Annotated in this window: 25 protein-coding genes and 2 riboswitches; of the genes, 16 read left to right on the forward strand and 9 right to left on the reverse strand. The window is 70.2% G+C overall.

The genetic code is table 11. The features are described from left to right. Positions 1–264 precede the first annotated feature (264 nt). The 4 genes from OO69_RS14535 (at position 265) to OO69_RS14550 (ending at position 2,361) form a co-directional block, all read left to right on the forward strand. Complete coding sequence (locus tag OO69_RS14535) at positions 265–591, forward strand: hypothetical protein (protein WP_033281007.1); 327 nt, start codon at positions 265–267, stop codon at positions 589–591. A gap of 49 nt (positions 592–640) precedes the next feature. Beyond that, positions 641–985, forward strand: coding sequence for a hypothetical protein (locus OO69_RS14540; protein WP_051801015.1), 345 nt, complete (start codon positions 641–643; stop codon positions 983–985). A 123-nt stretch (positions 986–1,108) separates the two neighbouring features. Next, a riboswitch (cobalamin riboswitch) is annotated at positions 1,109–1,182 on the forward strand. A gap of 57 nt (positions 1,183–1,239) precedes the next feature. Then, complete coding sequence (locus OO69_RS14545; RefSeq protein WP_234444438.1) at positions 1,240–1,458, forward strand: CbtB domain-containing protein; 219 nt, start codon at positions 1,240–1,242, stop codon at positions 1,456–1,458. A 36-nt stretch (positions 1,459–1,494) separates the two neighbouring features. Then, positions 1,495–2,361 carry a CbtA family protein gene (locus OO69_RS14550; RefSeq protein ID WP_033281009.1) on the forward strand — a complete coding sequence of 289 codons (867 nt, stop codon included), beginning with the start codon at positions 1,495–1,497 and terminating at the stop codon, positions 2,359–2,361. Positions 2,362–2,434: 73 nt separating this feature from the next. Here the strand turns inward: OO69_RS14550 and OO69_RS14555 are convergent, their stop codons facing one another. Together OO69_RS14555 and OO69_RS14560 are read right to left on the reverse strand one after the other, a co-directional pair. Beyond that, complete coding sequence (locus OO69_RS14555; RefSeq protein ID WP_033281010.1) at positions 2,435–3,238, reverse strand: SAM-dependent methyltransferase; 804 nt, start codon at positions 3,236–3,238, stop codon at positions 2,435–2,437. 76 nt (positions 3,239–3,314) lie between these two features. Then, positions 3,315–4,163 (reverse strand): universal stress protein, encoded by an 849-nt coding sequence (locus tag OO69_RS14560; protein ID WP_033281011.1) that lies wholly within the window; start codon positions 4,161–4,163, stop codon positions 3,315–3,317. Positions 4,164–4,335: 172 nt separating this feature from the next. Beyond that, positions 4,336–4,548: riboswitch (cobalamin riboswitch) on the forward strand. A gap of 53 nt (positions 4,549–4,601) precedes the next feature. Here OO69_RS14560 and OO69_RS14565 point away from each other — a divergent pair. The 3 genes from OO69_RS14565 to OO69_RS14575 are packed head-to-tail and all read left to right on the forward strand — an operon-like array spanning position 4,602 to position 7,464. Next, positions 4,602–5,663, forward strand: a complete 1,062-nt coding sequence (locus OO69_RS14565; RefSeq protein ID WP_106971032.1) for an ABC transporter substrate-binding protein — start codon at positions 4,602–4,604, stop codon at positions 5,661–5,663. Then, positions 5,660–6,673 carry a FecCD family ABC transporter permease gene (locus OO69_RS14570; protein WP_033281012.1) on the forward strand — a complete coding sequence of 338 codons (1,014 nt, stop codon included), beginning with the start codon at positions 5,660–5,662 and terminating at the stop codon, positions 6,671–6,673. The genes OO69_RS14565 and OO69_RS14570 overlap by 4 nt, the downstream gene beginning before the upstream one ends. Further along, positions 6,670–7,464: an ABC transporter ATP-binding protein gene (locus OO69_RS14575; RefSeq protein ID WP_033281013.1), complete on the forward strand. Its 795-nt coding sequence runs from the start codon at positions 6,670–6,672 to the stop codon at positions 7,462–7,464. Before OO69_RS14570 ends, OO69_RS14575 begins: the two co-directional genes overlap by 4 nt. 39 nt (positions 7,465–7,503) lie before the next feature. Here OO69_RS14575 and OO69_RS14580 read toward each other — a convergent pair whose 3' ends face one another. Continuing rightward, positions 7,504–8,283 carry an SDR family NAD(P)-dependent oxidoreductase gene (locus OO69_RS14580; protein WP_033281014.1) on the reverse strand — a complete coding sequence of 260 codons (780 nt, stop codon included), beginning with the start codon at positions 8,281–8,283 and terminating at the stop codon, positions 7,504–7,506. A 55-nt stretch (positions 8,284–8,338) separates the two neighbouring features. Then, entirely contained in the window at positions 8,339–8,698 is a 360-nt protein-coding gene (locus OO69_RS14585) for a nuclear transport factor 2 family protein (RefSeq protein WP_033281015.1), read from the reverse strand. Positions 8,699–8,799: 101 nt separating this feature from the next. Here OO69_RS14585 and OO69_RS14590 point away from each other — a divergent pair, with 101 nt between their 5' ends. From OO69_RS14590 to gap, 5 genes are all read left to right on the forward strand, one after another. Beyond that, positions 8,800–9,318 carry a winged helix-turn-helix transcriptional regulator gene (locus OO69_RS14590; protein ID WP_199810947.1) on the forward strand — a complete coding sequence of 173 codons (519 nt, stop codon included), beginning with the start codon at positions 8,800–8,802 and terminating at the stop codon, positions 9,316–9,318. Between the two features lie 13 nt (positions 9,319–9,331). After that, on the forward strand, positions 9,332–9,568 hold the full coding sequence (locus OO69_RS14595) for a hypothetical protein (protein WP_033281016.1): 237 nt from the start codon (positions 9,332–9,334) through the stop codon (positions 9,566–9,568). Beyond that, positions 9,568–9,945, forward strand: coding sequence for a hypothetical protein (locus OO69_RS14600; RefSeq protein WP_033281017.1), 378 nt, complete (start codon positions 9,568–9,570; stop codon positions 9,943–9,945). Before OO69_RS14595 ends, OO69_RS14600 begins: the two co-directional genes overlap by 1 nt. Positions 9,946–9,985: 40 nt before the next feature. Further along, complete coding sequence (locus OO69_RS14605) at positions 9,986–10,942, forward strand: GlxA family transcriptional regulator (protein WP_033281018.1); 957 nt, start codon at positions 9,986–9,988, stop codon at positions 10,940–10,942. Positions 10,943–11,053: 111 nt separating this feature from the next. Continuing rightward, positions 11,054–12,052 (forward strand): type I glyceraldehyde-3-phosphate dehydrogenase, encoded by a 999-nt coding sequence (gene gap, locus OO69_RS14610; RefSeq protein ID WP_033281019.1) that lies wholly within the window; start codon positions 11,054–11,056, stop codon positions 12,050–12,052. A 10-nt stretch (positions 12,053–12,062) separates the two neighbouring features. Here gap and OO69_RS14615 read toward each other — a convergent pair whose 3' ends face one another. The 3 genes from OO69_RS14615 to OO69_RS14625 form a co-directional block, all read right to left on the reverse strand. Further along, positions 12,063–12,554, reverse strand: coding sequence for a GNAT family N-acetyltransferase (locus OO69_RS14615; RefSeq protein ID WP_033281020.1), 492 nt, complete (start codon positions 12,552–12,554; stop codon positions 12,063–12,065). Between the two features lie 153 nt (positions 12,555–12,707). Beyond that, positions 12,708–14,330, reverse strand: a complete 1,623-nt coding sequence (locus tag OO69_RS14620; RefSeq protein WP_033281021.1) for a CocE/NonD family hydrolase — start codon at positions 14,328–14,330, stop codon at positions 12,708–12,710. Next, on the reverse strand, positions 14,327–14,935 hold the full coding sequence (locus tag OO69_RS14625) for a TetR/AcrR family transcriptional regulator (RefSeq protein ID WP_033281022.1): 609 nt from the start codon (positions 14,933–14,935) through the stop codon (positions 14,327–14,329). The genes OO69_RS14620 and OO69_RS14625 overlap by 4 nt, the downstream gene beginning before the upstream one ends. Positions 14,936–15,041: 106 nt before the next feature. On the opposite strand from OO69_RS14625, the gene OO69_RS14630 reads away from it, so the two are divergent. Genes OO69_RS14630 through OO69_RS14645 form a run of 4 tightly spaced genes read left to right on the forward strand, consistent with a single transcriptional unit; the run spans position 15,042 to position 17,050 of the window. Further along, entirely contained in the window at positions 15,042–15,404 is a 363-nt protein-coding gene (locus tag OO69_RS14630) for an ArsR/SmtB family transcription factor (RefSeq protein WP_033281023.1), read from the forward strand. Further along, positions 15,388–15,909 carry an SRPBCC family protein gene (locus OO69_RS14635; RefSeq protein ID WP_033281024.1) on the forward strand — a complete coding sequence of 174 codons (522 nt, stop codon included), beginning with the start codon at positions 15,388–15,390 and terminating at the stop codon, positions 15,907–15,909. Before OO69_RS14630 ends, OO69_RS14635 begins: the two co-directional genes overlap by 17 nt. Further along, a complete protein-coding gene (locus OO69_RS14640) occupies positions 15,909–16,574 on the forward strand; it encodes a dihydrofolate reductase family protein (RefSeq protein ID WP_033281025.1) in 666 nt (221 codons plus the stop codon). The genes OO69_RS14635 and OO69_RS14640 overlap by 1 nt, the downstream gene beginning before the upstream one ends. Before the next feature lie 44 nt (positions 16,575–16,618). Continuing rightward, positions 16,619–17,050 (forward strand): ester cyclase, encoded by a 432-nt coding sequence (locus OO69_RS14645; protein WP_078652428.1) that lies wholly within the window; start codon positions 16,619–16,621, stop codon positions 17,048–17,050. An 11-nt stretch (positions 17,051–17,061) separates the two neighbouring features. Here OO69_RS14645 and OO69_RS14650 read toward each other — a convergent pair whose 3' ends face one another. Together OO69_RS14650 and OO69_RS14655 are read right to left on the reverse strand one after the other, a co-directional pair. Further along, positions 17,062–17,718, reverse strand: a complete 657-nt coding sequence (locus OO69_RS14650; RefSeq protein ID WP_033281026.1) for a response regulator transcription factor — start codon at positions 17,716–17,718, stop codon at positions 17,062–17,064. Positions 17,719–17,763: 45 nt separating this feature from the next. Next, positions 17,764–19,509 carry a histidine kinase gene (locus OO69_RS14655; RefSeq protein ID WP_078652429.1) on the reverse strand — a complete coding sequence of 582 codons (1,746 nt, stop codon included), beginning with the start codon at positions 19,507–19,509 and terminating at the stop codon, positions 17,764–17,766. Between the last annotated feature and the right edge of the window lie 132 nt (positions 19,510–19,641).

The following is a 19,641-nucleotide window of genomic DNA, read 5'->3' on the forward strand; positions in this document are numbered from 1 at the left end:
TCCAGTCCATTACTAGGCGGCCGCCCGCCACCACGCCACGCGAGTACGCCACCCGTGTGACCCCGGCCCGCGGCCCGGGGCCCGCACGCTCATCCGTTCGGTGGCCGTCTGCTCGCACCGCGCACGGGCCGCACATCTGATGGGAGCAGCGCGTCGCGGGGGCCGCGTGAGAAGCGCCGGGCGGCGGGTACCTGGGAAATCGCCGGAAAACGGGTCGGGTACGGCCGAGCCGGGCCCACCCGCGAGGAAAGGAAGGTGAGCGCCGTGCCGCGAGGGTCCAGCGCGAAGCGCGAGCGTCAGTACGAGCACATCAAGGAAGGCGCCGAGAAACGAGGCGTCTCCGAGAGCAGGGCGAAGGAGATCGCCGCCCGCACCGTGAACAAGGAGCGCGCCCGCGCCGGTGAGTCCGCGACCGCGAGCAGGACGTCCACCCGGGACCCGAAGTCCGCCCCGCAGCGCGGCGGCGAGCGCTCCCACAGCGGAGCGCGGGGACCGACGAGGGACCAGCTCTACGCGGAGGCCAAGAAGCGCGGTGTGGACGGCCGTTCGTCGATGAACAAGCAGCAACTGGCGAAGGCGCTCGGCTACTGAATCCGGCCGACCGTCGCCCTACTCGATGACCCCAAGGAGAGTGACCCCGATGGCCACCGTGTCCCTCACCGGAGCGTCCAAGGAGGACGCCGCCACCGTCTTCGGCGTGCTGCGGACCGCGTTCCCCACCGACCGGCCCGCCGACGACGTGCCCCAGGAACAGCCGGGCGACCGCGCCGCCGTATGGACCGCCGAGTTCGAACCGACGCAGGAATGGATCCCGACCGACCCCATCCCCCTGGAGGGCTCGGTCTCCGCCACGCTCCAGGGCGGCTACGTCGCCGTCGGCCAGCTGCGTGAGGCGCTGGGCGTCACGTTCGCCGTGGACGAGCAGGGCACGGCGTCCGGGGACCAGGAACAGGAGGTCGACCTGAGGCTCACGTCGAAGCGGTGACGAGAGGGGCGCTGCCGGGCAACTCCCCACGCGGGGACGGCCTGTCAGGAGCAGTACGGGCAACGGGCCTGATTGACGCCCCGGAGAGACGCGCCGTACTCTCCCCCTGTAGTGATGGCATAAGGAAGCTGGTGGAATTCCAGCACGGTCGCGCCACTGTGAGCCCGCCGCCGGAAGGTGGAGGGCGAGTCAGACACTGAACCTTCACTCGCCCGTACACGCAAGGGACGCACGATCCCGAAGGAGGGCTCACCTTGAGCAGCAGCATTTCCACCACCCGTCCGGTGTCCACGCCGGTTGTCCTGCCGGTCTCGAAGTCGATCGTCTGGCTGGTCGGCACCGCGCTGATCGCGCTGGCCGTCTACTACTTCGTCGGTGTCGACCAGGGTGCCGTGTCGGTGTTCGGCAACGACATGCACGTCCACGAGTTCGTCCACGACGCCCGCCACTTCCTCGGCTTCCCCTGCCACTGACCCTCCGCCGGCACCCGGACGTACGGACAACTCGACATGGAAAAGAAGCTCATACTGCGCGGCATACTCGCCGGCGCAGTCGCGGGCCTGCTCGCCTTCGTGTTCGCGCGCATCTTCGCCGAGCCGCAGATCGCCAAGGCCATCGACTACGAGAGCGGCCGTGACGCCGCCCAGAACGCCCTGGACAAGGCGGCCGGCCTGCCCGTCGAGGGTCACGAACATGAACTCTTCAGCCGCACCATCCAGGCCAACGTCGGTATCGGCGTCGGCATGATCTTCTTCGGCATGGCGATGGGCGCCCTGTTCGCCGTCGCCTACGCCGTCTGCCTGGGCCGCACCGGCGGGCTGCGGGCACGCAACCTGGCTCTGCTCGTCGCCGGCGGGGGCTTCCTCGGCATGTACCTGGTGCCGTTCCTGAAGTACCCGGCCAACCCGCCCGCGATCGGTCACGAAGAGACCATCCAGCAGCGCAGCGCCCTGTACCTGATCATGGTCGTGTGCTCCGTCGCCTTCCTCGCGGGAGCCGTCTACCTCGGCAAGCACCTCCAGGCACGCTTCGGCAACTGGAACGCGACCCTCCTCGCCGGCGCCGCGTTCGTCGTCGCGATCGGGATCGTCATGCTGCTCCTGCCGCAGCTGGGCCATCTCTCGTACAACAAGGCCAACTTCGGCAACCAGGCCACCGAGACACCGCTCCCGCTGAAGGACGACAAGGGCACCATCGTCTACCCGGGTTTCCCCGCCGACGTGCTCTTCAACTTCCGCTTCTACTCGGTCGCGGCCCAGCTCGTCCTCTGGACGGCCCTCGGCCTGATCTTCGCCCCCCTCGCCGAACGCCTCCTCAACCCCGCGCGCCCCGACGCCACCACACCGTCGCAGGAGCCGGACCCCGTCGCGGCGTAACTGGTTCTTCCACGTCCTCCACGGCGAGCGCGGTGATCGATGCGATCACCGCGCTCGGTCCGTGAGTTGGGCTTCACGGCTTGCGGGCGACTCCGACGTACAGCGGGATCCGGTCGGCTTCGCCGGGTTGTGTTCCGGGCTCGGGGTGCCAGCCCGCGGCGAGTTCGATGCCGGGGGCGACCAGCTCAAGTCCCTCGAAGAAACTGGTGAATTCGCCGCGTGAGCGCACTTGGGCGGGTGTGCCGCCCCTGCGGTAGACCTCGACGACGCGCGCCCAGGTCTCCGGATCGAAGTCTCCCGTCGCGTGGGACAGGGCCAGGTAACTCCCGGACGTCAGGGAGTCGAGCAGTTCACCCACGATGCGATGGGGATCGTCCTCGTCCGCCACCAGGTGCAGCAGGGCCACCAGGGACAGGGCGATCGGCTGCTCGAAGTCCAGCTGCTCCCTCGCCGCCGCGAGGATCTTTCCCGGCTCGCGCACATCGGCCTGGACGTAGGTGGTGCTGCCCTCCGGCGTGCTGTGGAGAAGCGCCTCGGCATGTCTGAGGACTATCGGGTCGTTGTCCGCGTAGACCACGCGGGCACGGGGGTTGATCGCCTGGACCACCTGGTGCAGGTTCGGCCGGGTGGGTATTCCGGTGCCGATGTCCAGGAACTGGCTGATTCCCCGCTCCGCCAGCAGCCGCGAGGCCCGGTGCATGAAGTCGCGGTTCACCCGCGCCATCTGCTTGACGGCGGGGAACAAGGAGATGACCTTCTCGGCGGCCTCCCAGTCGACGGGGTAGTTGTCCTTGCCGCCGAGGAAGTAGTCGTACATGCGGGCCGACTGGGGTTTGCCGGTGTCCACGTCGTCCGCGCTGAATCCTGCGTCCGTCACTTCGGTTCTCCTGTTGCCCAACGGCCTTTGTCACGAGGTGAGTTCAGGCCCGCGAGTGTAACGGGCGGAGCTGTCCTCACAGGTGGTGCGGGACCACGGCCACCGGGCACGCGGTGTGTTCCAGTACGGCGTGCAGGGTGGGGCCGAGTGTCCGGCCCGCGCGGCCGGTCACCAGCAGTTCCGCCGACGCCGAGACCGACGCCTGGACCAGGGCGGCCGCCGGGCTCTGGAGGCGGAGATCCTCGTAGACACCCACGTGCGGGTACTTCTCCCGCCAGGGCCGCAACGCGTCCGAGAAGCGTTGCGTCTCCTGGTCCTCCCAGCGTCCCCGGTCCTTCTCCGGCGGTGCGTACGGCATCCAGTGCTCGGCGGGCGAGGGCAGTCGCCAGGCGTGTACGACGTGCAGGCCGGTGTCGCGTCGGCGGGCGGCGTCGAAGGCGAAGCCGACGACGGCGCCGGGCAGTTCACCGCCGTCGACGCCCAGTGTCACGCCGTACGGTGACCGCCCGCGGTGATGGTGGACGAACCCGCTCGGCACCAGCACCACCGGCCCCTCGGAGCGCTCGGCGACCCCGTGCGCCACGGAACCGAGGGCCAGGCCCGCGAAACCGCCCGTACCGCGCAGGCCGAGGACCGTGCGGTCGGCCTCGGCGGTCAGGGGGAGCAGGGCCGGTACGACCTCTCCGGTGAGGGTGATCACCTCGGCCCGGAGTTCGGGGTGGTCCTTCGTGAGTGACGTGAGGAGGGCGTCGGGCGAGGGCTCGCGGAAGTAGGGCCAGGTGGTGAGGAGTTGGTCGTCGGGGAGCGTCGAGACGTGCACGACTCGCAGGGGAAGGTCGCACAACTCGGCTTCCGTCGCTGCCCAGTCGGCCGCGACGCGACTGTCCGCGGAACCGTCGACACCGACAACGATCAGTTGGGGCATGGCCGTTGGACCTCCGTGCGGGCGAGTGGAGGCCTCCACGATCCGCCGTGCGGGGCGTGCCGCACAGGGGTTGGACACAACCGGACGAAAGTCCAGCGGTACCGGTACAGAGCGGCAGCGGCTCAGGAGCACCTGCGTGCCGCACCCCGCAGCGGGAGCGGAGCGCCGATCTTGATACGTTGTGCGGGCCAGTCGTGCCACAACCGAGGCCAGGGAATCCGGTGGGAATCCGGAACTGACGCGCAGCGGTGAGGGGGACGGGCGGGGCATCAGACGCCACTGGGGCGACACGGGCCGGCCGAAGGAGCCGGGCGTGACGCGCCGGGAAGGCGCCCCGTCCGGACGAACCCGAGTCCGAAGACCTGCTGGCGCCTTCTCGCCCTCGGCGAGGGGGAGTTCGTAGGCCAGGCTCCGCGTTCGAGCCCCGACAGGCAAGGCATGCCCGTGATCCGTACCGCCCCCGTCCCGCTGCGCCGCCGTACCGCGGCCCTCCTCGTCGCGCCCGCCCTGTTGCTCACTGCGTGCGGCGGAACCGACGGCGACAGTGCCGACGGCGAGACGGAGAAGTCCGCCGCGGGCTTCCCGCTCACCCTCACCGACTGCGGGCAGAAGGTCACGTTGAAGTCGGCCCCCGAGCGGGTCGTCTCCCTCAACCAGGGCACCACCGAGATCCTGCTCTCGCTCGGCCTCGCCGACCGTATCGCCGGTACCGCCACCTGGACCGACCCGGTGCTCAAGGGCCTGGCGAAGGCGAATGCGACGGTGCCGCGCCTTGCCGACAACGCGCCTTCCTTCGAGAAGGTCCTCGACGCCGAACCCGACTTCGTCACGGCCTCCTTCGTCTCGACGCTCGGCAAGGGCGGGGTCGCGACCCGCGAACAGTTCGAGAAGCTGGGCGTGCCGACGTACGTCTCGCCGTCCGACTGCGCGGGCAAGGACAACGACAGCGGCGGCGACGGCTCGCGCAGCACACCGCTCACGCTCGACAGCGTCTACGGCGAGATACGCGACCTGTCCCGGGCGATGGGCGTGAAGGCGCGCGGCGACAGGCTCGTGGCCCAGTTGAAGGCGCGGGTGACCAAGGCCACCAGGGGACTTGACGCCTCCGGCACCTCCCTCATGTACTGGTTCGCCAACTCCCAGTCGCCCTACCTGGCCGGCTGCTGCGGCGCCCCCGGCGCCATCACCCGCGCCGTCGGCGCCGAGAACGCCTTCTCCGACACCCACGACGAGTGGCCCCAGATCAACTGGGAGACCGTCGCCGACCGCGACCCCGACGTCATCGTCCTCGGCGATCTGACCCGCAAGTCGCAGACCGCCGAGACAGCCGAGGCGAAGATCCACTTCCTGGAGACCAACGCCGCGACCCGCAACCTCACCGCCGTCAAGAAGAAGCGGTACATCCTGCTCAGCGGCCAGGCGATGAACCCCTCCATCCGCACCGTCGAAGGGATCGAGCAGGTCGCCGCCGGCCTGCGCGACTTCGGACTCGCCAAGTGACCGTCCGCACCCTGCTGTTGACGGGTGGCGGCCTGGTCGCGCTGCTGGTCTCCGTGGCCTTCGCGGTGACCATCGGACCCGCCGACATCTCCACGGCCGACGTGTGGGCGTCGGTCGCGGCCCACCTCGGTGGCGGTGAGAGTTCGCTCGCCCCGCTGCGGGACGGCATCGTCTGGGACCTGCGCATGCCCCGCACGCTGCTCGCCGCCGTCTGCGGCGCCGGGCTCGCGCTGTGCGGTGCGGTCATGCAGTCCCTGCTGCGCAATCCGCTCGCCGATCCGTTCGTGCTCGGCGTCTCCTCCGGGGCATCCACGGGGGCGGTCGCTGTCGTCGTGCTCGGGGTGGGCGGCGGGGCCGTGTCGCTGTCGGCGGGCGCCTTCGTCGGTGCCCTGCTCTCCTTCGGGCTGGTGATGCTGCTCAGCCACAGCCTCGGCGCGAGCATGGACCGGGTCGTGCTGTCCGGCGTGGCGGCCATGCAACTCTTCTCCGCGCTCACCTCGTTCACGGTGCTGACCTCGGCTGACGCCGAGACCACCAAGGGTGTGCTGTTCTGGCTCCTCGGCTCGTTGTCGGGCGCCGACTGGGGGCAAGTGGCCCTGTGTGCGGGCGCGTTGGCGCTCGTGCTGGTCGTCTGCCTGGGCCATGCCACCACGTTGGACGCGTTCGCCTTCGGCGAGGAGGCGGCAGCAGGGCTCGGCGTGAATGTCGCCCGCGCCCGGCTGATCCTGCTCTGCGCCACGGCACTGCTCACCGCCGTCCTGGTCAGCTGCGCCGGGGCGATCGGCTTCGTCGGCCTGGTCCTGCCGCACGTGACCCGGGCGTTGACCGGTTCCGGGCATGTGCGGCTGCTGCCGGTCACCGCGCTGACCGGAGCCGTCTTCCTGGTGTGGGTGGACACCCTCGCCCGTACCGTCGTCGATCCCCAGGAGGTGCCGGTGGGGGTGGTGACGTCGTTGATCGGCGTACCGGCGTTCGTAGTTGTGCTGCACCGGGGCCGGAGGAAGGCATGAGCACCCCCGCTCCGGACACCGGCCTGCACGCGGACCGGGTGGCCCGCCGCACCGACGGCCGACTCATCGTCGACGGCGTCACCCTCGTCCTGCGCCCTGGAGAGACCGTCGGCCTCCTGGGCCCCAACGGGTCAGGAAAATCAACACTGTTGCGTCTGCTGGCCGGTGTCTTGCCGACCTCCACCGGAGTCGTCACGCTGGACGGGCGGCCACTCCCCGAGGTCGGGCGCCGCGCGACCGCCCGCCGTATCGCCACCGTCGAGCAACACACCCACACCCAGACCGAGTTGACCGTCCGCGAGGTCGTCGCCCTCGGCCGCATCCCGCACCGCCGCGCCTGGTCACCGGCGTCGGCCGCCGACGCCCGCGCCGTCACCGAGGCCCTGGAACGCACCGGACTGGCCGACCGAGCCGCCCAGTCCTGGCACACCCTCTCCGGAGGAGAACGCCAACGCGCCCAGATCGCCCGCGCGTTGGCCCAGGAACCCCGCGAACTGCTCCTCGACGAACCGACCAACCACCTGGACATCCAGCACCAGTTGGACCTCCTCGACCTGATCGCCGACCTCCCGGTCACCACCGTGATCGCCCTGCACGACCTCAACCTCGCCGCGATGTACTGCGACCGCCTGCTCGTCCTCGACACCGGCCGCACGGTGGCCGAGGGGACCCCGACCGAGGTCCTCACCCCGGCCCTCATCAAGGACGTCTACGGGGTCCGCGCCGAGGTCGGCCACGACCCCGGGCATCCGGTGATCCGGTTCCTGCGGCGGGGGAGCGGAACGCCGTAGCGGCGGGCTCCAACTTGCCGACGCGGAGCCGGGGTTGGGCTAGTGGGCGGAGAATCCTCCGTCCACGAACACCGACTGCCCGGTGACATAGGCGGAGGCGCGGCTCGCCAGGAACACCACCGCGCCCGCGAAGTCCTCGGCAAGGCCGTTGCGGCCGATCAGGGTGCGCGCGGCCAGGGCCCTCACCATCTCCGGGTCGGAGGACAGCCGTTCGTTGAGCGGGGTCATCACGAAACCCGGGACCAGGGTGTTGCAGGTGACCCCGTGCGGCGACCAGGCTTCGGCCTGGGAGCGGGCCAGGGACTCCAACGCGCCCTTGGAGACCCCGTAGGCGCCGCTCTGTGCGAACGCTCGGTGGGCCTGCTGGGAGGTGATGTGGATGATGCGGCCGAAGCCCCGCTCGGCCATGCCGGGGCCGAAGCGCCGGCCCAGGAGGTGGGGCGCCTCCAGGTTCAGGGCCATCGTGGTGTCCCACACCTCGTCGCTCAACTCGCCCATCGGCGGGCGCAGGTTGATGCCGGCGCTGTTCACGAGGATGTCCGGTTCGCCGAAGACCTCGGCTGCCGCTTGTGCCGCGGCTCGGACGCCGTCCCGGGTGGCCAGATCGCCGCTCACCCACGCCGCTCGGCAGCCCTCCGCCGTCAACTCGTCGACCGTGGCGGCCAGTTCCTTCTCCCTGCGTGCCACAACGACCACTTGGGCCCCCGCCCGCGCGAGCGCTCCGGCGGCGGCCCGGCCGATGCCGGAGCTGCCGCCTGTGACGACGGCGACCCGGCCGTCCAGGGAGAAGAGTTCGGAGAGGTAGTCGCTGGAGATCATTCCGGCAGCTTAGGAGGTGGCTCCTCGATCGGCGACCTTGTTGTTCCGGCCGTGCTCAGGGCTCGATGACGAGGCGTTCGACGAGGTCGTCGCGGAGCGTGAACCGGTAGTGCAGATCGACGGTGCCGCCGGGGAAGTTGCCTTCGAGGTGGTGTGTGGCGACGTAGTGGGCGGCGTCGGCCTGCTGGGCGCCGGTGAGACGGATGGTGTACGTGAATTCGGACGCGGCTCGCCCCAGCCACCGCTCGATCGCCGCGATGCCCTCGTAGGTGTTCCCGTCGTCGATCACCACGGCGTCGTGGGTGAACGCGGTGACGGCGGAGGCGGTGTCGTGGGCGCGGTGTGCGTTCAGGTAGCGGGTGATCGCCGGGGGCAGCGCGTTCGGGGCGATGTCCTGCAGTCGGTCGTCGTACATGACGGTCCCTACGGTGGTGGCGGGTTCGGACGGTGGGGTCGGCCCAGGTGTTACTGCTAAAATAGAAGCTACTGACTTCGACTTTAGCAGTAACTGAGGGGATGGTCGCCGTGGCAAGCCGGATCAGGCTGGAGGACCGGGAGTGCCCGCTGTCCACGACGGTGCAGCATGTCGGCGAGTGGTGGACGCTGCTGATCCTCCACGACGCCTTCGACGGCTACCGCCGCTTCGACCAGTTCCAGGAGAGCCTGGGCATCTCCTCCAGCATGCTCACCACCCGGCTGAGGACCCTCGTCGAGGACGGGCTGCTGGAGCGCAGGCCGTACCAGACCAACCCCGTCCGCCACGAGTACGTGCTGACCGGGCTCGGACACTCCCTTCGGCCGGTGGTCGTGGCCCTGGCCGCGTGGGGCAATTCCCGCCTCGCGCCGGAGGATCGCAGCATGATCCTGGTCGACGCGCGGAGCGGCGAGGAGGTCGAGCCCGTCGTGGTCGATGCCAGGACGGGCCGCCGGCTCGACGACAGCGACACGTACGTCTTCACGGCCGGCCCCGCGGCAAGCGACGCCATGCGCGACCGCTACGGGCGGCAGGGCCCTCGCACCGGTGGCACCAACTAGGTACCATCGCGGTATGCCATCACTGAATGTGTCCTTCACCGAAGAGGAACTCGAGGGAGTGCGCGCGGCCGCCGCCGCCGAGGGGAAGAGTCTCAAGCAGTATCTGCACGACCTCGGTGTGCGTGAGATGCAGCGCGGTCAGTTCGTCGCCGGGGCCTCCGTGTGGGCCGAGCGGCTGCGCGGGGAGTTCGACGACGCCTTCCCCGACGAGGTGCCGCCCGCCGAGCGTGACGGGGCCGCGGCCGCCTGATGCACCTGTACATCGACGTCTCCTGGCTGCTCGACGTCCAGGAGGCCGCCCTCGGCCGCGAGGACATGTCGGTCTCCGACTACTCCGCGCTCGTGGCCGCCGTATCGCGGCACAAGACCAAACTGCCGACCCTCGCCGCGGCCGACCCGGACGCCGCGTGGCGGGCTGCCGCGCTCATGCACACCATCGTGCGCCTGGAGCCGCTGCCGCACCGCAACAGCCTCTACGCCGCGTTCGTCGCCGCCCAGTACATGGGCCAGTCCGGCGAGGGGATCGACCCGCCCTACGGCGCCCTCTCCGACCTCGTGCGCAAGATCCGCGACACCCGTGTCGGAGTCCTCGCCGTCGCCGACCAGTTGCGCTCCTGGAAGGTCTGACCTGCAGCGGGCCGTTCGTTCACCTGCGTAGGCTGTCCCCGTGTCCACCGCCCGTCTGCGTCGCGTCGCCGTCCTCGTCCTCGAAGGCGCCAAGCCGCTCGACGTCGGGATCCCCGCGCAGGTGTTCACCACGCGGGCGAGCATGCCGTACGAGGTGCGGTTGTGCGGTGCGGCGCCCGGGCTGGTGACGGGTGGCGACGGGCTGTCGTACCACGTCGCCGACGGTCTCGACGCGGTGACCTGGGCCGACATCGTCTTCCTGCCCGGGTATCGCTTTCCGGACCGCGAGGATCCGCCGACGGCCGTCCTCGACGCGCTGATCGCCGCGCACGACCGGGGCGCGCGGCTCGCCGCGATCTCGACCGGGGCCTTCGCGCTCGCCGCGACGGGGCTGCTCGACGGGAAGCGTGCCACGACGCACTGGCACTACACGCGGGCGCTCGCGACGAAGTACCCGCTCGTCCAGGTCGACGAGAACGTCCTGTTCGTCGACGAGGGCAGCGTGCTGACGTCGGCGGGCGCCGCCTCGGGCATCGACCTGTGCCTGCACATCCTGCGCGGCGACCTCGGAGTGGCCGCGTCCAACCACGCGGCCCGGCGCCTGGTCGCGGCCCCCTACCGCAGCGGCGGTCAGGCGCAGTACGTGCCGCGCAGTGTGCCCGAGCCGCTCGGTGAACGGTTCGCCGCCACCCGCGAGTGGGCACTGCACCGGCTCGGCGAGCCCCTCACCCTGGAGACGTTGGCGCGACAGGCCGCGGTGTCGCCGCGCACCTTCTCGCGGCGCTTCGTCGACGAGACCGGCTACACGCCGATGCAGTGGGTCATGCGCGCCCGTATCGACATGGCCCGCGAGCTGCTCGAACGATCCGAGCGCAGCGTCGAGCAGATCGCCGCCGACGTCGGTCTCGGCACCGGCGCGAACCTCCGGCTGCACTTCCACCGGCTTCTGGGTACGACGCCGAGCGAATACCGGCGGACCTTCGCGCAGGGGGAGTAGCCCGGCCCTGTCCCGCGGTGTGGCGGGATCCTTTTGAACCATGGCGATCGCGCCACTGTCCGCGACGGTCGCCGCGCGCGAGCCTGGTGGGGAACCGAAGGGACTTACCTCATGACTCGCATTGCCATCAATGGATTCGGCCGCATCGGACGCAATGTGCTGCGCGCCCTGCTCGAACGCGACACCGACCTCGAGGTCGTCGCCGTCAACGACCTTACGGAGCCCGCCACTTTGGCGCGGCTGCTCGCCTTCGACACGACGTCCGGGCGGCTCGGCCGCCCCGTGACCGTCGACGGGGACACCCTTGTCGTCGACGGCCGGCGCATCAAGGTCCTGGCCGAGCGCGAACCGGCCGACCTGCCCTGGGCCGAGCTCGAAGTGGACCTTGTGCTGGAGGCCACCGGCCGTTTCACCTCCGCCAAGGCCGCCCGCGCCCACCTCGACGCGGGCGCGCGCAAGGTACTCGTCAGCGCGCCCTCGGACGGCGCCGACGTCACCCTCGCGTTCGGGGTCAACAACGACGCCTACGACCCGGCCACGCACACCATCGTGTCGAACGCCTCCTGCACGACCAACGCGCTGGCACCCCTCGCCGCGGTCCTCGACGAACTCGCCGGTATCGAGCACGGCTTCATGACCACGGTGCACGCCTACACGCAGGAGCAGAACCTCCAGGACGGCCCGCACCGCGACGCCCGCCGTGCCCGTGCCGCCGCGGTCAACATCGTGCCGACCACGACGGGCGCCGCGAAGGCGATCGGCCATGTACTGCCCAACCTGGACGGCAGGTTGTCGGGCGACTCGATCCGCGTGCCCGTACCGGTGGGCTCGATCGTCGAGCTCAACACCACCGTCTCCCGGGACGTGACCCGCGAGGACGTGCTCGCCGCCTACCGCACCGCGGCCGAGGGCCCCCTTGCCGGTGTCCTCGAGTACTCCGAAGACGCGCTCGTCTCCTCGGACATCACCGGCAACCCGGCGTCGTCGATCTTCGACTCCGCCCTCACCCGTGTCGACGGCCGCCATGTGAAGGTCGTCGCCTGGTACGACAACGAGTGGGGTTTCTCGAACCGTGTGATCGACACGCTCGAACTCCTCGCCGCGGGCTGACCGCGGTCGTCTAGAGGTCGCGCTGGTACCAAGTGCCCTGCTTGCCGCCGAGGTTCGAGGGGTGGGCAGGGCCGTCCGGGCTGAAGCCGGCCTTGGTCAGCACCCTTTGGGATGCGATGTTCCCGTGGGAGGTGGCCGCTCTGATTGTGCGCAGGCCGTGCTGGGAGGCTGCCAGTCGGCACAGTTCCTTGACGGTCGAGGTCGCCACGCCCTGACCAGTTACGTGCTGCGCCACCCGGTAGCCGAGTACCGCCATGTGCTCCTCGGTGATGTCGACCAGGTTGAACCTGCCGAGGACCGAGCCGTCCTCGGCGACGAGCACGTAGAAGGCGCAGACGCCGGCCTTCTGTTCGGCCAGCAACGCGTCGAACCGGGCGGTGAACTCGTCGAAGTAGGCGTCGCCGCGGTCGGAGATCGTGCCGGCGAAGTAGGTGCGGTTGGCCACCTCGAAGGCGAGGACCGCCGGGGCGTGCTCGGCGCGGAGCGGCTGTAGTTCGGGCATCTTCCGTACCTGTTCGGGGAGTTGGTCACATTCTGACGAGGTGGCCATTGAAGCCCATCGGCCCCACGAGCCACATCGGCCTGAGGTCGTAAGGGATGCCCGGAACGTATCTCCGGTATCTCCCCTAGCACGCCAACAGCCCACCAGATTGGATCAGTTCGGTCGCCCGATCGGCAGGATCACCGCGGAGGGGTGGGCCGGGGTGTGCAGCACCTGTTGGTCGGCGGCCCGGAGGGTGGTGGCGGTCGCCCGGGGTTCGCCGGTGCCGAGGTTGCGGTTGTAGCGGGGGAAGGCGCCGCTGGAGATCTGGACGCGGATGCGGTGGCCGCGCTGGAAACGGTAGGCCGTGGGCCAGAGTTGGACCCTCGCGCAGGTCGTGTCGTCGGCGTCGGTGAGGCTGATCAGGCCGTCGCAGACGTTCGTGGAGCGGCCCTTCCCGTCCACGTCGCAGAGACGGACGAACACATCGGCGTACGGCAGGCTGGAGCGGAACCAGATCTCGGCGCTCACCTCTCCGACGACCTCTACGTCCTTGTCCAGGGCGGGAGTTGAGTAGGTGAGGACGTCCGCGCGGGCTTCCAGACCGGTGTTGTCGACGCGCCCCGACTTGACGCCGACAGCCATGCGGACGCCGCCGACGGCAGGCGTGGGGTCGGCCGGGTCGTAGCGGTAGGTGTCCGGGGCGGACTCGTCCGGCGGGTCGGCGGCCAGGGCGCCGGCGGGGTGGAGGTGGAGGCGCTGCGGGGCGTAGCCCGGCGGCGGCCAGGACGGGAAGTCGCGCCAGGTCTCCTCGCCCATCACGAACAGACGCACTGGGGCGCGGTCGGACGGTTTCTCGCCGCGGGCATGGGCCAGGCCGAAGTCGAGGGCCTCGGCGGATGCGGTCACGCCGACACCCATGGAGATGTGCGCCCACGGTCCGACCGTGAGCCGGGCCTCACGTCCCGCGTCCTGCAGCGCCTGGAAGTCGCGGAGTTGGCCGGGCAGGAAGATGTCGTACCAGCCGCCGACCGTACTGACCGGCACGGTGAGGCCGGCGACCCGGGAGCTGTGGTCGAGCACGGACCAGAACGGTGAGTCGGCGTCGTGGTCGAGGGTGTTCTGGAAGTAGTCGGAGCGGCGGCCGATCACCGCCGTGTCGGCCTCGTTCAGCGGCAACGTGTACCAGGCGCGCCGTTCCTTCCGGAGCCGTAGCGCTTGGCGGAGCATCGCTCCCCGCTTTTCCTGGCCCGCGACCTGGAGGCCCCAGCCGAAGGTCGCCTCCAGGCCGTACGAATCCTTGCGGAGGAACTCCAGGGTGAAGGCGGATTCGGAGACCGAGGGGATCAACGCCTTGACCTGCGGCGGGAGTTGGCCTGCCATCGACCACTGGGCGAACCCCAAGTAGCTGCCGCCGTAGAGCACGACCGCCTCGCCGCACCAGGGTTGCTCGACGAGCCAGCGCACCGTGTCGAGGCCGTCCTCGCGTTCGTGGCGCAGGGGGTCGAAGTCGCCGCCGGAGCCGAAGGTGCCGCGGGTGCTCTGGATCAGCACCTGGAATCCCCGCTCGGCCAGCGGCCTGGCCAGCTGCGCGGCGATCATGCCCGCCCTGCCGTAGGGGATGCGGATGAGCGCGGTCGGGAGGCCGGCGGGGCCGGATTCCGGGGTCCAGCGGTCGGCGAGGAGGACGGCTCCGTCGCGCATCGGGACCCGTAGTTCGTGCTCGACGGTGAGGTCTCTGGTGGAGGGCGGGGGCAGGTGCAGGAGGCGCTGGGCGAGATGGCTGCGGAGGTTCATCGGGGGTGGTCTCCGTCCGCCGGGGCTCGGTGGCTGAAGGTGAGGGTGGACGCGAGGCGAAGCAGACGGGTCGTCAAGTCCTCGGGGTCGAGGGGGTCCGTGCCGTCGATCACCCAGTTGTTGACGAGCGTGGCTGCCCCGCCCGCGATGAACTCCGAGAGGTCGTCCGCCGTCTGCCGGTCCAGGTCGCCGAACAGCTCGCGGACGGCGGGCCTGTTGAGGGAGCCGAAGAGCTTGTTGAGCGTGCTGGTCATGGCGAAGGCGCAGGAGCCGGTCAGCATCGGGCGGTAGAAGGAGCGGTGTGCGGCGAAGTGCTGGGCCAGCGCCGCTACCCCCTCGGAGGTGTCGCCACCGTCTCCGGCCCGGGGGAGCAGCTCCCGCCTCACCAGGTCGATCGCGGCTTCTGTGAGGAGGGTGTCGCGGTCCCCGAACTGCAGGTAGACGAGGCGCCGGCTGACGTCCGCCGCCTCGGCGAGATCGGTGACCGGGATGTCCGTGGTGCCGCGCTCGGACACGAGACGCACCGCGGCCGCCATCAGGGCCGCGCGGGAGCGGCGGACCCTTCTGTCCTGGGTGCCGGATTCCTGGAGTGGTTCGAGCTGCATGCCAGCACGTTATACAGGTGGGAATAAATGCACAAGTGTGCATTTTCTCTGAGGTAGTCGTGCCGTGGCGCGTTGACACATTCCGATATAGGCATACGATGACGGCATGGCACGAGCGGCGACTACCTCGGACGCGTTCAACGCGATAGCCGAACCGCAGCGGCGGGAGATCCTGCTGCTCCTGCGGGGCGGCGAGCGGCCGGTGAACGACCTGGCGCGGGACCTGGGGATGACCCAGCCGCAGACGTCCAAACACCTGCGGGTCCTCCGCGAGGTCGGGCTGGTGCGGGTGCGCGGGGCGGGCAAGCAGCGGCTGTACGACCTGGACGCCCGCGGACTGCGGCCGGTCCACGAATGGGTGGGCGGCTTCGAGCGGTTCTGGAGCGGGAGCTTCGACCGGCTGGACGAGTACGTGCAGGAGTTGAAGCGGGAGAAGCAGGAGGGACCAGACGATGGCGACGACCAGTAGCGGCGGCGAGGCCGCACCCCTGGCGGCGGACCGCGAGATCGTGATCTCCCGGCTGATCGGCGCCCCGCGGGAGCTGGTGTTCGAGGCGTTCACGCGAGTCCGGCACCTGTCGCGGTGGTGGGGACCGGAAGGCTTCACCACTACGACGCGGTCCTTCGAGTTCCGCGTCGGCGGCGCCTGGGACTTCGTGATGCACGGGCCCGACGGCACCGACTACCAGGAGTGGATCACCTATCGGGAGATCGTCCCGCCGGAGCGGATCGCGCTCCTGCACGGCGAGTCCCGCGACGACCCCAACGCCTTCGAGTCGCTCCTGACCTTCGAGCCGGCCGGCGACGGGACCCGGATCGTGATGCGCACCCTCTTCCCCACCAAGGAACTCCGCGACGAGGCCGTGGAGAAGTACCACGCGATCGAGGGCGGCGAGCAGACGCTGAGCAACCTCGCGGCCTACGTCGCCGAACTCACCCGGAACGAGACCGACTTGAAGGGATCTGAGAGCTGATGGCCGGAAAGGTGTTCTTCAGCGTGACGATGTCCCTGGACGGCTTCATGGCGCCGGACGCCGTGCCCGTCGAGGACGTCTTCTCACCCGGGGGCCAGAACGACCCCAGGGTCCAGCGCTGGATGGCGAAGTGGTCGGAGCTGCAGGCGTGGGTGTTCCCGCTGCGGTTCTTCCGGGAGAACCTGAACCTGGGCGACGGCGGCGAGGAGGGCCGCGACAACGACATCGCGCGGGAGACGTTCGAGCGCACCGGCGCGAGCGTCATGGGCAGGCGCATGTTCGACGCAGGCGAGCTGGCCTGGCCGGAGGAAGCGCCGTTCCACACCCCGGTGTTCGTCCTCACCCACACCGGGCGTGACCCGTGGGAGCGGCCGGGCGGCACCACCTTCCACTTCGTCGACGACGGCATCGAGAGCGCCCTTGACCAGGCCCGCGAGGCCGCCGGTGACCGTGACGTGCGCATCGCCGGCGGCGCCGAGACGATCCAGCAGTACCTGGACGGCGGCCTGATCGACGAGTTCTCGATCGCGCTGGCGCCCGTGCTGTTCGGCACCGGGATCCGCCTGTTCGACCACGTGGACCCCGACCGCCTCGCGCTGGACCAGACACGCGCGTACGCCTCGTCCCGGGTGACCCACCTGACGTACACCGTCGGCAAGCGGTAGCACCTCACCCCCTCATCTCCCCCCCCCACGACCAGGAGAGCTCCATGACCGTGACCGACGTGAGCGAGGCCGCCAAAGCAGTGGTCCGGCGCAACACCGAGGAGGTCCAAGGAGGCGGTGACTACGCGCTGTACGACGAGTTGTTCGCCGACGACTTCGTCGACCACACCCCGCAGCCCGGCCGTACCCCCGACAAGGCCGGTGCCCTGGAGCTGTACAAGGTGCTGCGGGCCGCGTTCCCCGACTTCCACGCGGTGATCCACTGGCAGGCGGCCGACGGCAACCTCGTGACCACGTACAAGACCTACCACGGCACGCACGAAGGGGAGTTCTTCGGAATCGCCCCCACCGGCAAGGCGATCGAGTTCGAGACCGTCGACGCGATGCGCGTGGTCGACGGGAGGATCACCGAGCACTGGGGTGTGGCCAACCTCTTCTCCCTGATGGAGCAGTTGGGAGCGAGGCCCGGCGGCTGACGGCCCGCGGATCAGCTCGGTCCCAGCCCCGCGTCCCGCGCCAACAGGGCCGCCTGGACCCGGTTCTCGCAGCGCAGCTTCGTCAGGATCCGGCTGACGTACGTCTTCACGGTCGCCTCGCTCACATGGATCCGCTCGCCCGCGTCGGCGTTCGACAGGCCCTCGCCGAGCAGCGCGAGCACCTCCAACTCCCGGATGCTGAGCGACTCCAGACGCCGGCGCGCCTCCTCGCCGCGCGCCGCCGCCCGGCCCGAGGCGAGCTGGTCGACCACGTGACGGGTGGCGGCCGGTGACAGATACGCGTCCCCGGCCGCGGCCGCCCGTACCGCCTGGATCAGTTCGGCCGGCGCCGAGTCCTTCAGCAGGAATCCGGCGCCGCCCTGCCGCAGCGCCCGCAGGACGTTCTCCCGCTCGCCGAACGTCGTCAGGATCAACGGACGTACGGACGGTGCCGCCCGCCGCAGCTCCGCCAGTGCCGACAGCCCGTCCAGCACGGGCATCTGGATGTCGAGCAGGGCCACGTCGACGGCGTGGGCGCGGACCAGATCGACCGCCTCACGGCCGTTGGCCGCCTCCGCCACGACATCGATGTCGTCGGCGGAGGTGAGAATCATCCTGATGCCCGCCCGGATGAGGGGTTCGTCATCCGCGACGAGGACTCTGATCACGATTCTCCTGCAGGACGTGCGACGGGGGCGACGGGCGGCCCAGGACTAGGACTTGGTCACGAAGGTCCGCTTCTCGATCAGTCTGCCGTCCTTGAAGCAGAAGCGGAAGGCGGGCATGTGCCCTCCTTCGGCCGGCCAGTCCTTCTTGGAGAGATACGACGAGCAGGTCGCCCCCCGCGGCTTGGCGGGCGCCTGGTCGTCCAGGGCCGGCCCCAGGTACGCCTTCCCGTGCGGCAGCTTGTCCCGTACGGCCGTCTCGGAGTCCCCGACCTTCACCGACTCGTAGACCTTCGGATCGAGCATGATCCTGTCGCCCTCCTTCCCCACCAGGTTGACGACCAGCACGACGGCGAGCACCCCGAGAACCACGAAGGCCAGCACGGCGCTGCCGCACCCGATCATGAAGCCCTTCTTCTTGCGTCCCATGGCGATGTCGAACTCCTTCTGCCTGTCCGGCGCACCGGACCAGTCGATGTCCGCACCACCGTCGCCGGGCACCGCCCCCTCGCTCTGCCCCCGGAAGTCGTTCGCCGCATCGACGAAGGTCGCTCCGTCCGGCCCCGGGTCCGCCGGCCACCGGCCGCCCTCCGACGCGCGCGGCGACCCGGGACCGTAGGGCAGCACGCCCGCGATACGGAACCCGCCGTCCGCCCCGGGCCCCGCGTGCACCATGCCCCCGACCAGCCGGGCCCGTTCCTGCAGCCCCGTCAGCCCCTGCCCGCCGCTCACCACGGTCCGCCGTACGGCCGAAGTCAGCGCGGGTACCGGCCCGTTGGCGACCTCGACAACCAAGGAGTCCGGCTCGTAACGGAGTTCGACGGCTATCGCGGCACCTTGCGCGTGCTTCAGGGCGTTGGTCAGCGCCTCCTGCACGATCCGGAACGCCGCGTGGTCGGCCGCGGGAGCCAGCGGACGTGCCTGGCCCGTACGCCGCAGCGCTACGACCGTCCCCGCGCCCCGTGATGCCTCCACCAGGCCGTCGATCCCCGCCACACCCCTGGCCTGGGCCTCCAACTCGCCCTCGTTGTCCCGCAGTTGATCGGGGGTGCCGTCACGCAGGATGCCGACCGCCTCGCGCAGTTCGTGCATCGCGGACACGGACGCCTCCCGTAGCACGCTGACCACCTCGCGCTGTCGGTTCGTCAGCTCGCGGTCGACCTCCAACGCGCCGGTGTGGACGGCGATCAGGGCCAGTTGGTGGCCGAGGCTGTCGTGCATGTCCTGCGCTATGCGCTGGCGTTCGCGCAGGCGTGAGTGGGACGCGATCATCTCGCGCTCGCGCAGGAGTTGGGCGTTGTGCTCGTGCAACGCCCGCAGCAGCGTGCGGCGTTGGGCACGGTTGCGGCTGGCCAGGCCGGGCACGACCGCCGTCACCAGGAACCCGAGCGTGATGAACACCAGCGTCTGTGCGGCGAACAGCGGCTGCGACGGATGAAGGAGGGACAGCCCGGCGTAGAGGACGTAGGCGGACGTGAAGAACGCGAGTGCCCGACGCGGCGCCTCGATCCGCGCGCCCGCCGACCAGCTCACCACGATCAGCACGAATCCGAGACCGCCGAGCACCCCGGAGATCGCGCCGGTGGCGAGCAGGGTGCCGGCGGGGAACGCCCGCCGCAGCAGGGAGATCACCGCGGAGACCACCCCGACGGCGACCATCCGCAGAGCGCCCTCGCTCACCTGGGTCATGGCCATGCCCAGGCCCAGGACGACTGTCAGCACCGTCTCGCCGACGATCTGCCGCCGGGACCACATACCTGCCGCGCCCAGTCGGCTCCGGACATCGAGGGCCATCGTCTTCGCGTTCACGCGCCAACGGTATGCACCAATGCCCGCGCGCACAGCATCCGTTCGTCGCATCCACGAACGACCAAAGTCGTACGGTCCGCGCCTCACGCGGGCTCGCCCCCGCACCGTCCTCGTCCG

It is taken from the genome of Streptomyces sp. NRRL F-525 (assembly GCF_000716605.1).
GTDB lineage: Bacteria > Actinomycetota > Actinomycetes > Streptomycetales > Streptomycetaceae > Streptomyces.

What these genes read in the sequence shown, in the direction of transcription:
- OO69_RS14540 (WP_051801015.1), top strand. Translation starts at nt 641, where the DNA reads ATGGCCACCGTGTCCCTCACCGGAGCGTCCAAGGAGGACGCCGCCACC.
- OO69_RS14550 (WP_033281009.1), top strand. Translation starts at nt 1,495, where the DNA reads ATGGAAAAGAAGCTCATACTGCGCGGCATACTCGCCGGCGCAGTCGCG.
- OO69_RS14560 (WP_033281011.1), bottom strand. Translation starts at nt 4,163, where the DNA reads ATGCCCCAACTGATCGTTGTCGGTGTCGACGGTTCCGCGGACAGTCGC.
- OO69_RS14565 (WP_106971032.1), top strand. Translation starts at nt 4,602, where the DNA reads ATGCCCGTGATCCGTACCGCCCCCGTCCCGCTGCGCCGCCGTACCGCG.
- OO69_RS14575 (WP_033281013.1), top strand. Translation starts at nt 6,670, where the DNA reads ATGAGCACCCCCGCTCCGGACACCGGCCTGCACGCGGACCGGGTGGCC.
- OO69_RS14580 (WP_033281014.1), bottom strand. Translation starts at nt 8,283, where the DNA reads ATGATCTCCAGCGACTACCTCTCCGAACTCTTCTCCCTGGACGGCCGG.
- OO69_RS14585 (WP_033281015.1), bottom strand. Translation starts at nt 8,698, where the DNA reads ATGTACGACGACCGACTGCAGGACATCGCCCCGAACGCGCTGCCCCCG.
- OO69_RS14590 (WP_199810947.1), top strand. Translation starts at nt 8,800, where the DNA reads ATGGTCGCCGTGGCAAGCCGGATCAGGCTGGAGGACCGGGAGTGCCCG.
- OO69_RS14595 (WP_033281016.1), top strand. Translation starts at nt 9,332, where the DNA reads ATGCCATCACTGAATGTGTCCTTCACCGAAGAGGAACTCGAGGGAGTG.
- OO69_RS14600 (WP_033281017.1), top strand. Translation starts at nt 9,568, where the DNA reads ATGCACCTGTACATCGACGTCTCCTGGCTGCTCGACGTCCAGGAGGCC.
- gap (WP_033281019.1), top strand. Translation starts at nt 11,054, where the DNA reads ATGACTCGCATTGCCATCAATGGATTCGGCCGCATCGGACGCAATGTG.
- OO69_RS14615 (WP_033281020.1), bottom strand. Translation starts at nt 12,554, where the DNA reads ATGCCCGAACTACAGCCGCTCCGCGCCGAGCACGCCCCGGCGGTCCTC.
- OO69_RS14620 (WP_033281021.1), bottom strand. Translation starts at nt 14,330, where the DNA reads ATGAACCTCCGCAGCCATCTCGCCCAGCGCCTCCTGCACCTGCCCCCG.
- OO69_RS14625 (WP_033281022.1), bottom strand. Translation starts at nt 14,935, where the DNA reads ATGCAGCTCGAACCACTCCAGGAATCCGGCACCCAGGACAGAAGGGTC.
- OO69_RS14630 (WP_033281023.1), top strand. Translation starts at nt 15,042, where the DNA reads ATGGCACGAGCGGCGACTACCTCGGACGCGTTCAACGCGATAGCCGAA.
- OO69_RS14635 (WP_033281024.1), top strand. Translation starts at nt 15,388, where the DNA reads ATGGCGACGACCAGTAGCGGCGGCGAGGCCGCACCCCTGGCGGCGGAC.
- OO69_RS14640 (WP_033281025.1), top strand. Translation starts at nt 15,909, where the DNA reads ATGGCCGGAAAGGTGTTCTTCAGCGTGACGATGTCCCTGGACGGCTTC.
- OO69_RS14645 (WP_078652428.1), top strand. Translation starts at nt 16,619, where the DNA reads ATGACCGTGACCGACGTGAGCGAGGCCGCCAAAGCAGTGGTCCGGCGC.
- OO69_RS14655 (WP_078652429.1), bottom strand. Translation starts at nt 19,509, where the DNA reads ATGGCCCTCGATGTCCGGAGCCGACTGGGCGCGGCAGGTATGTGGTCC.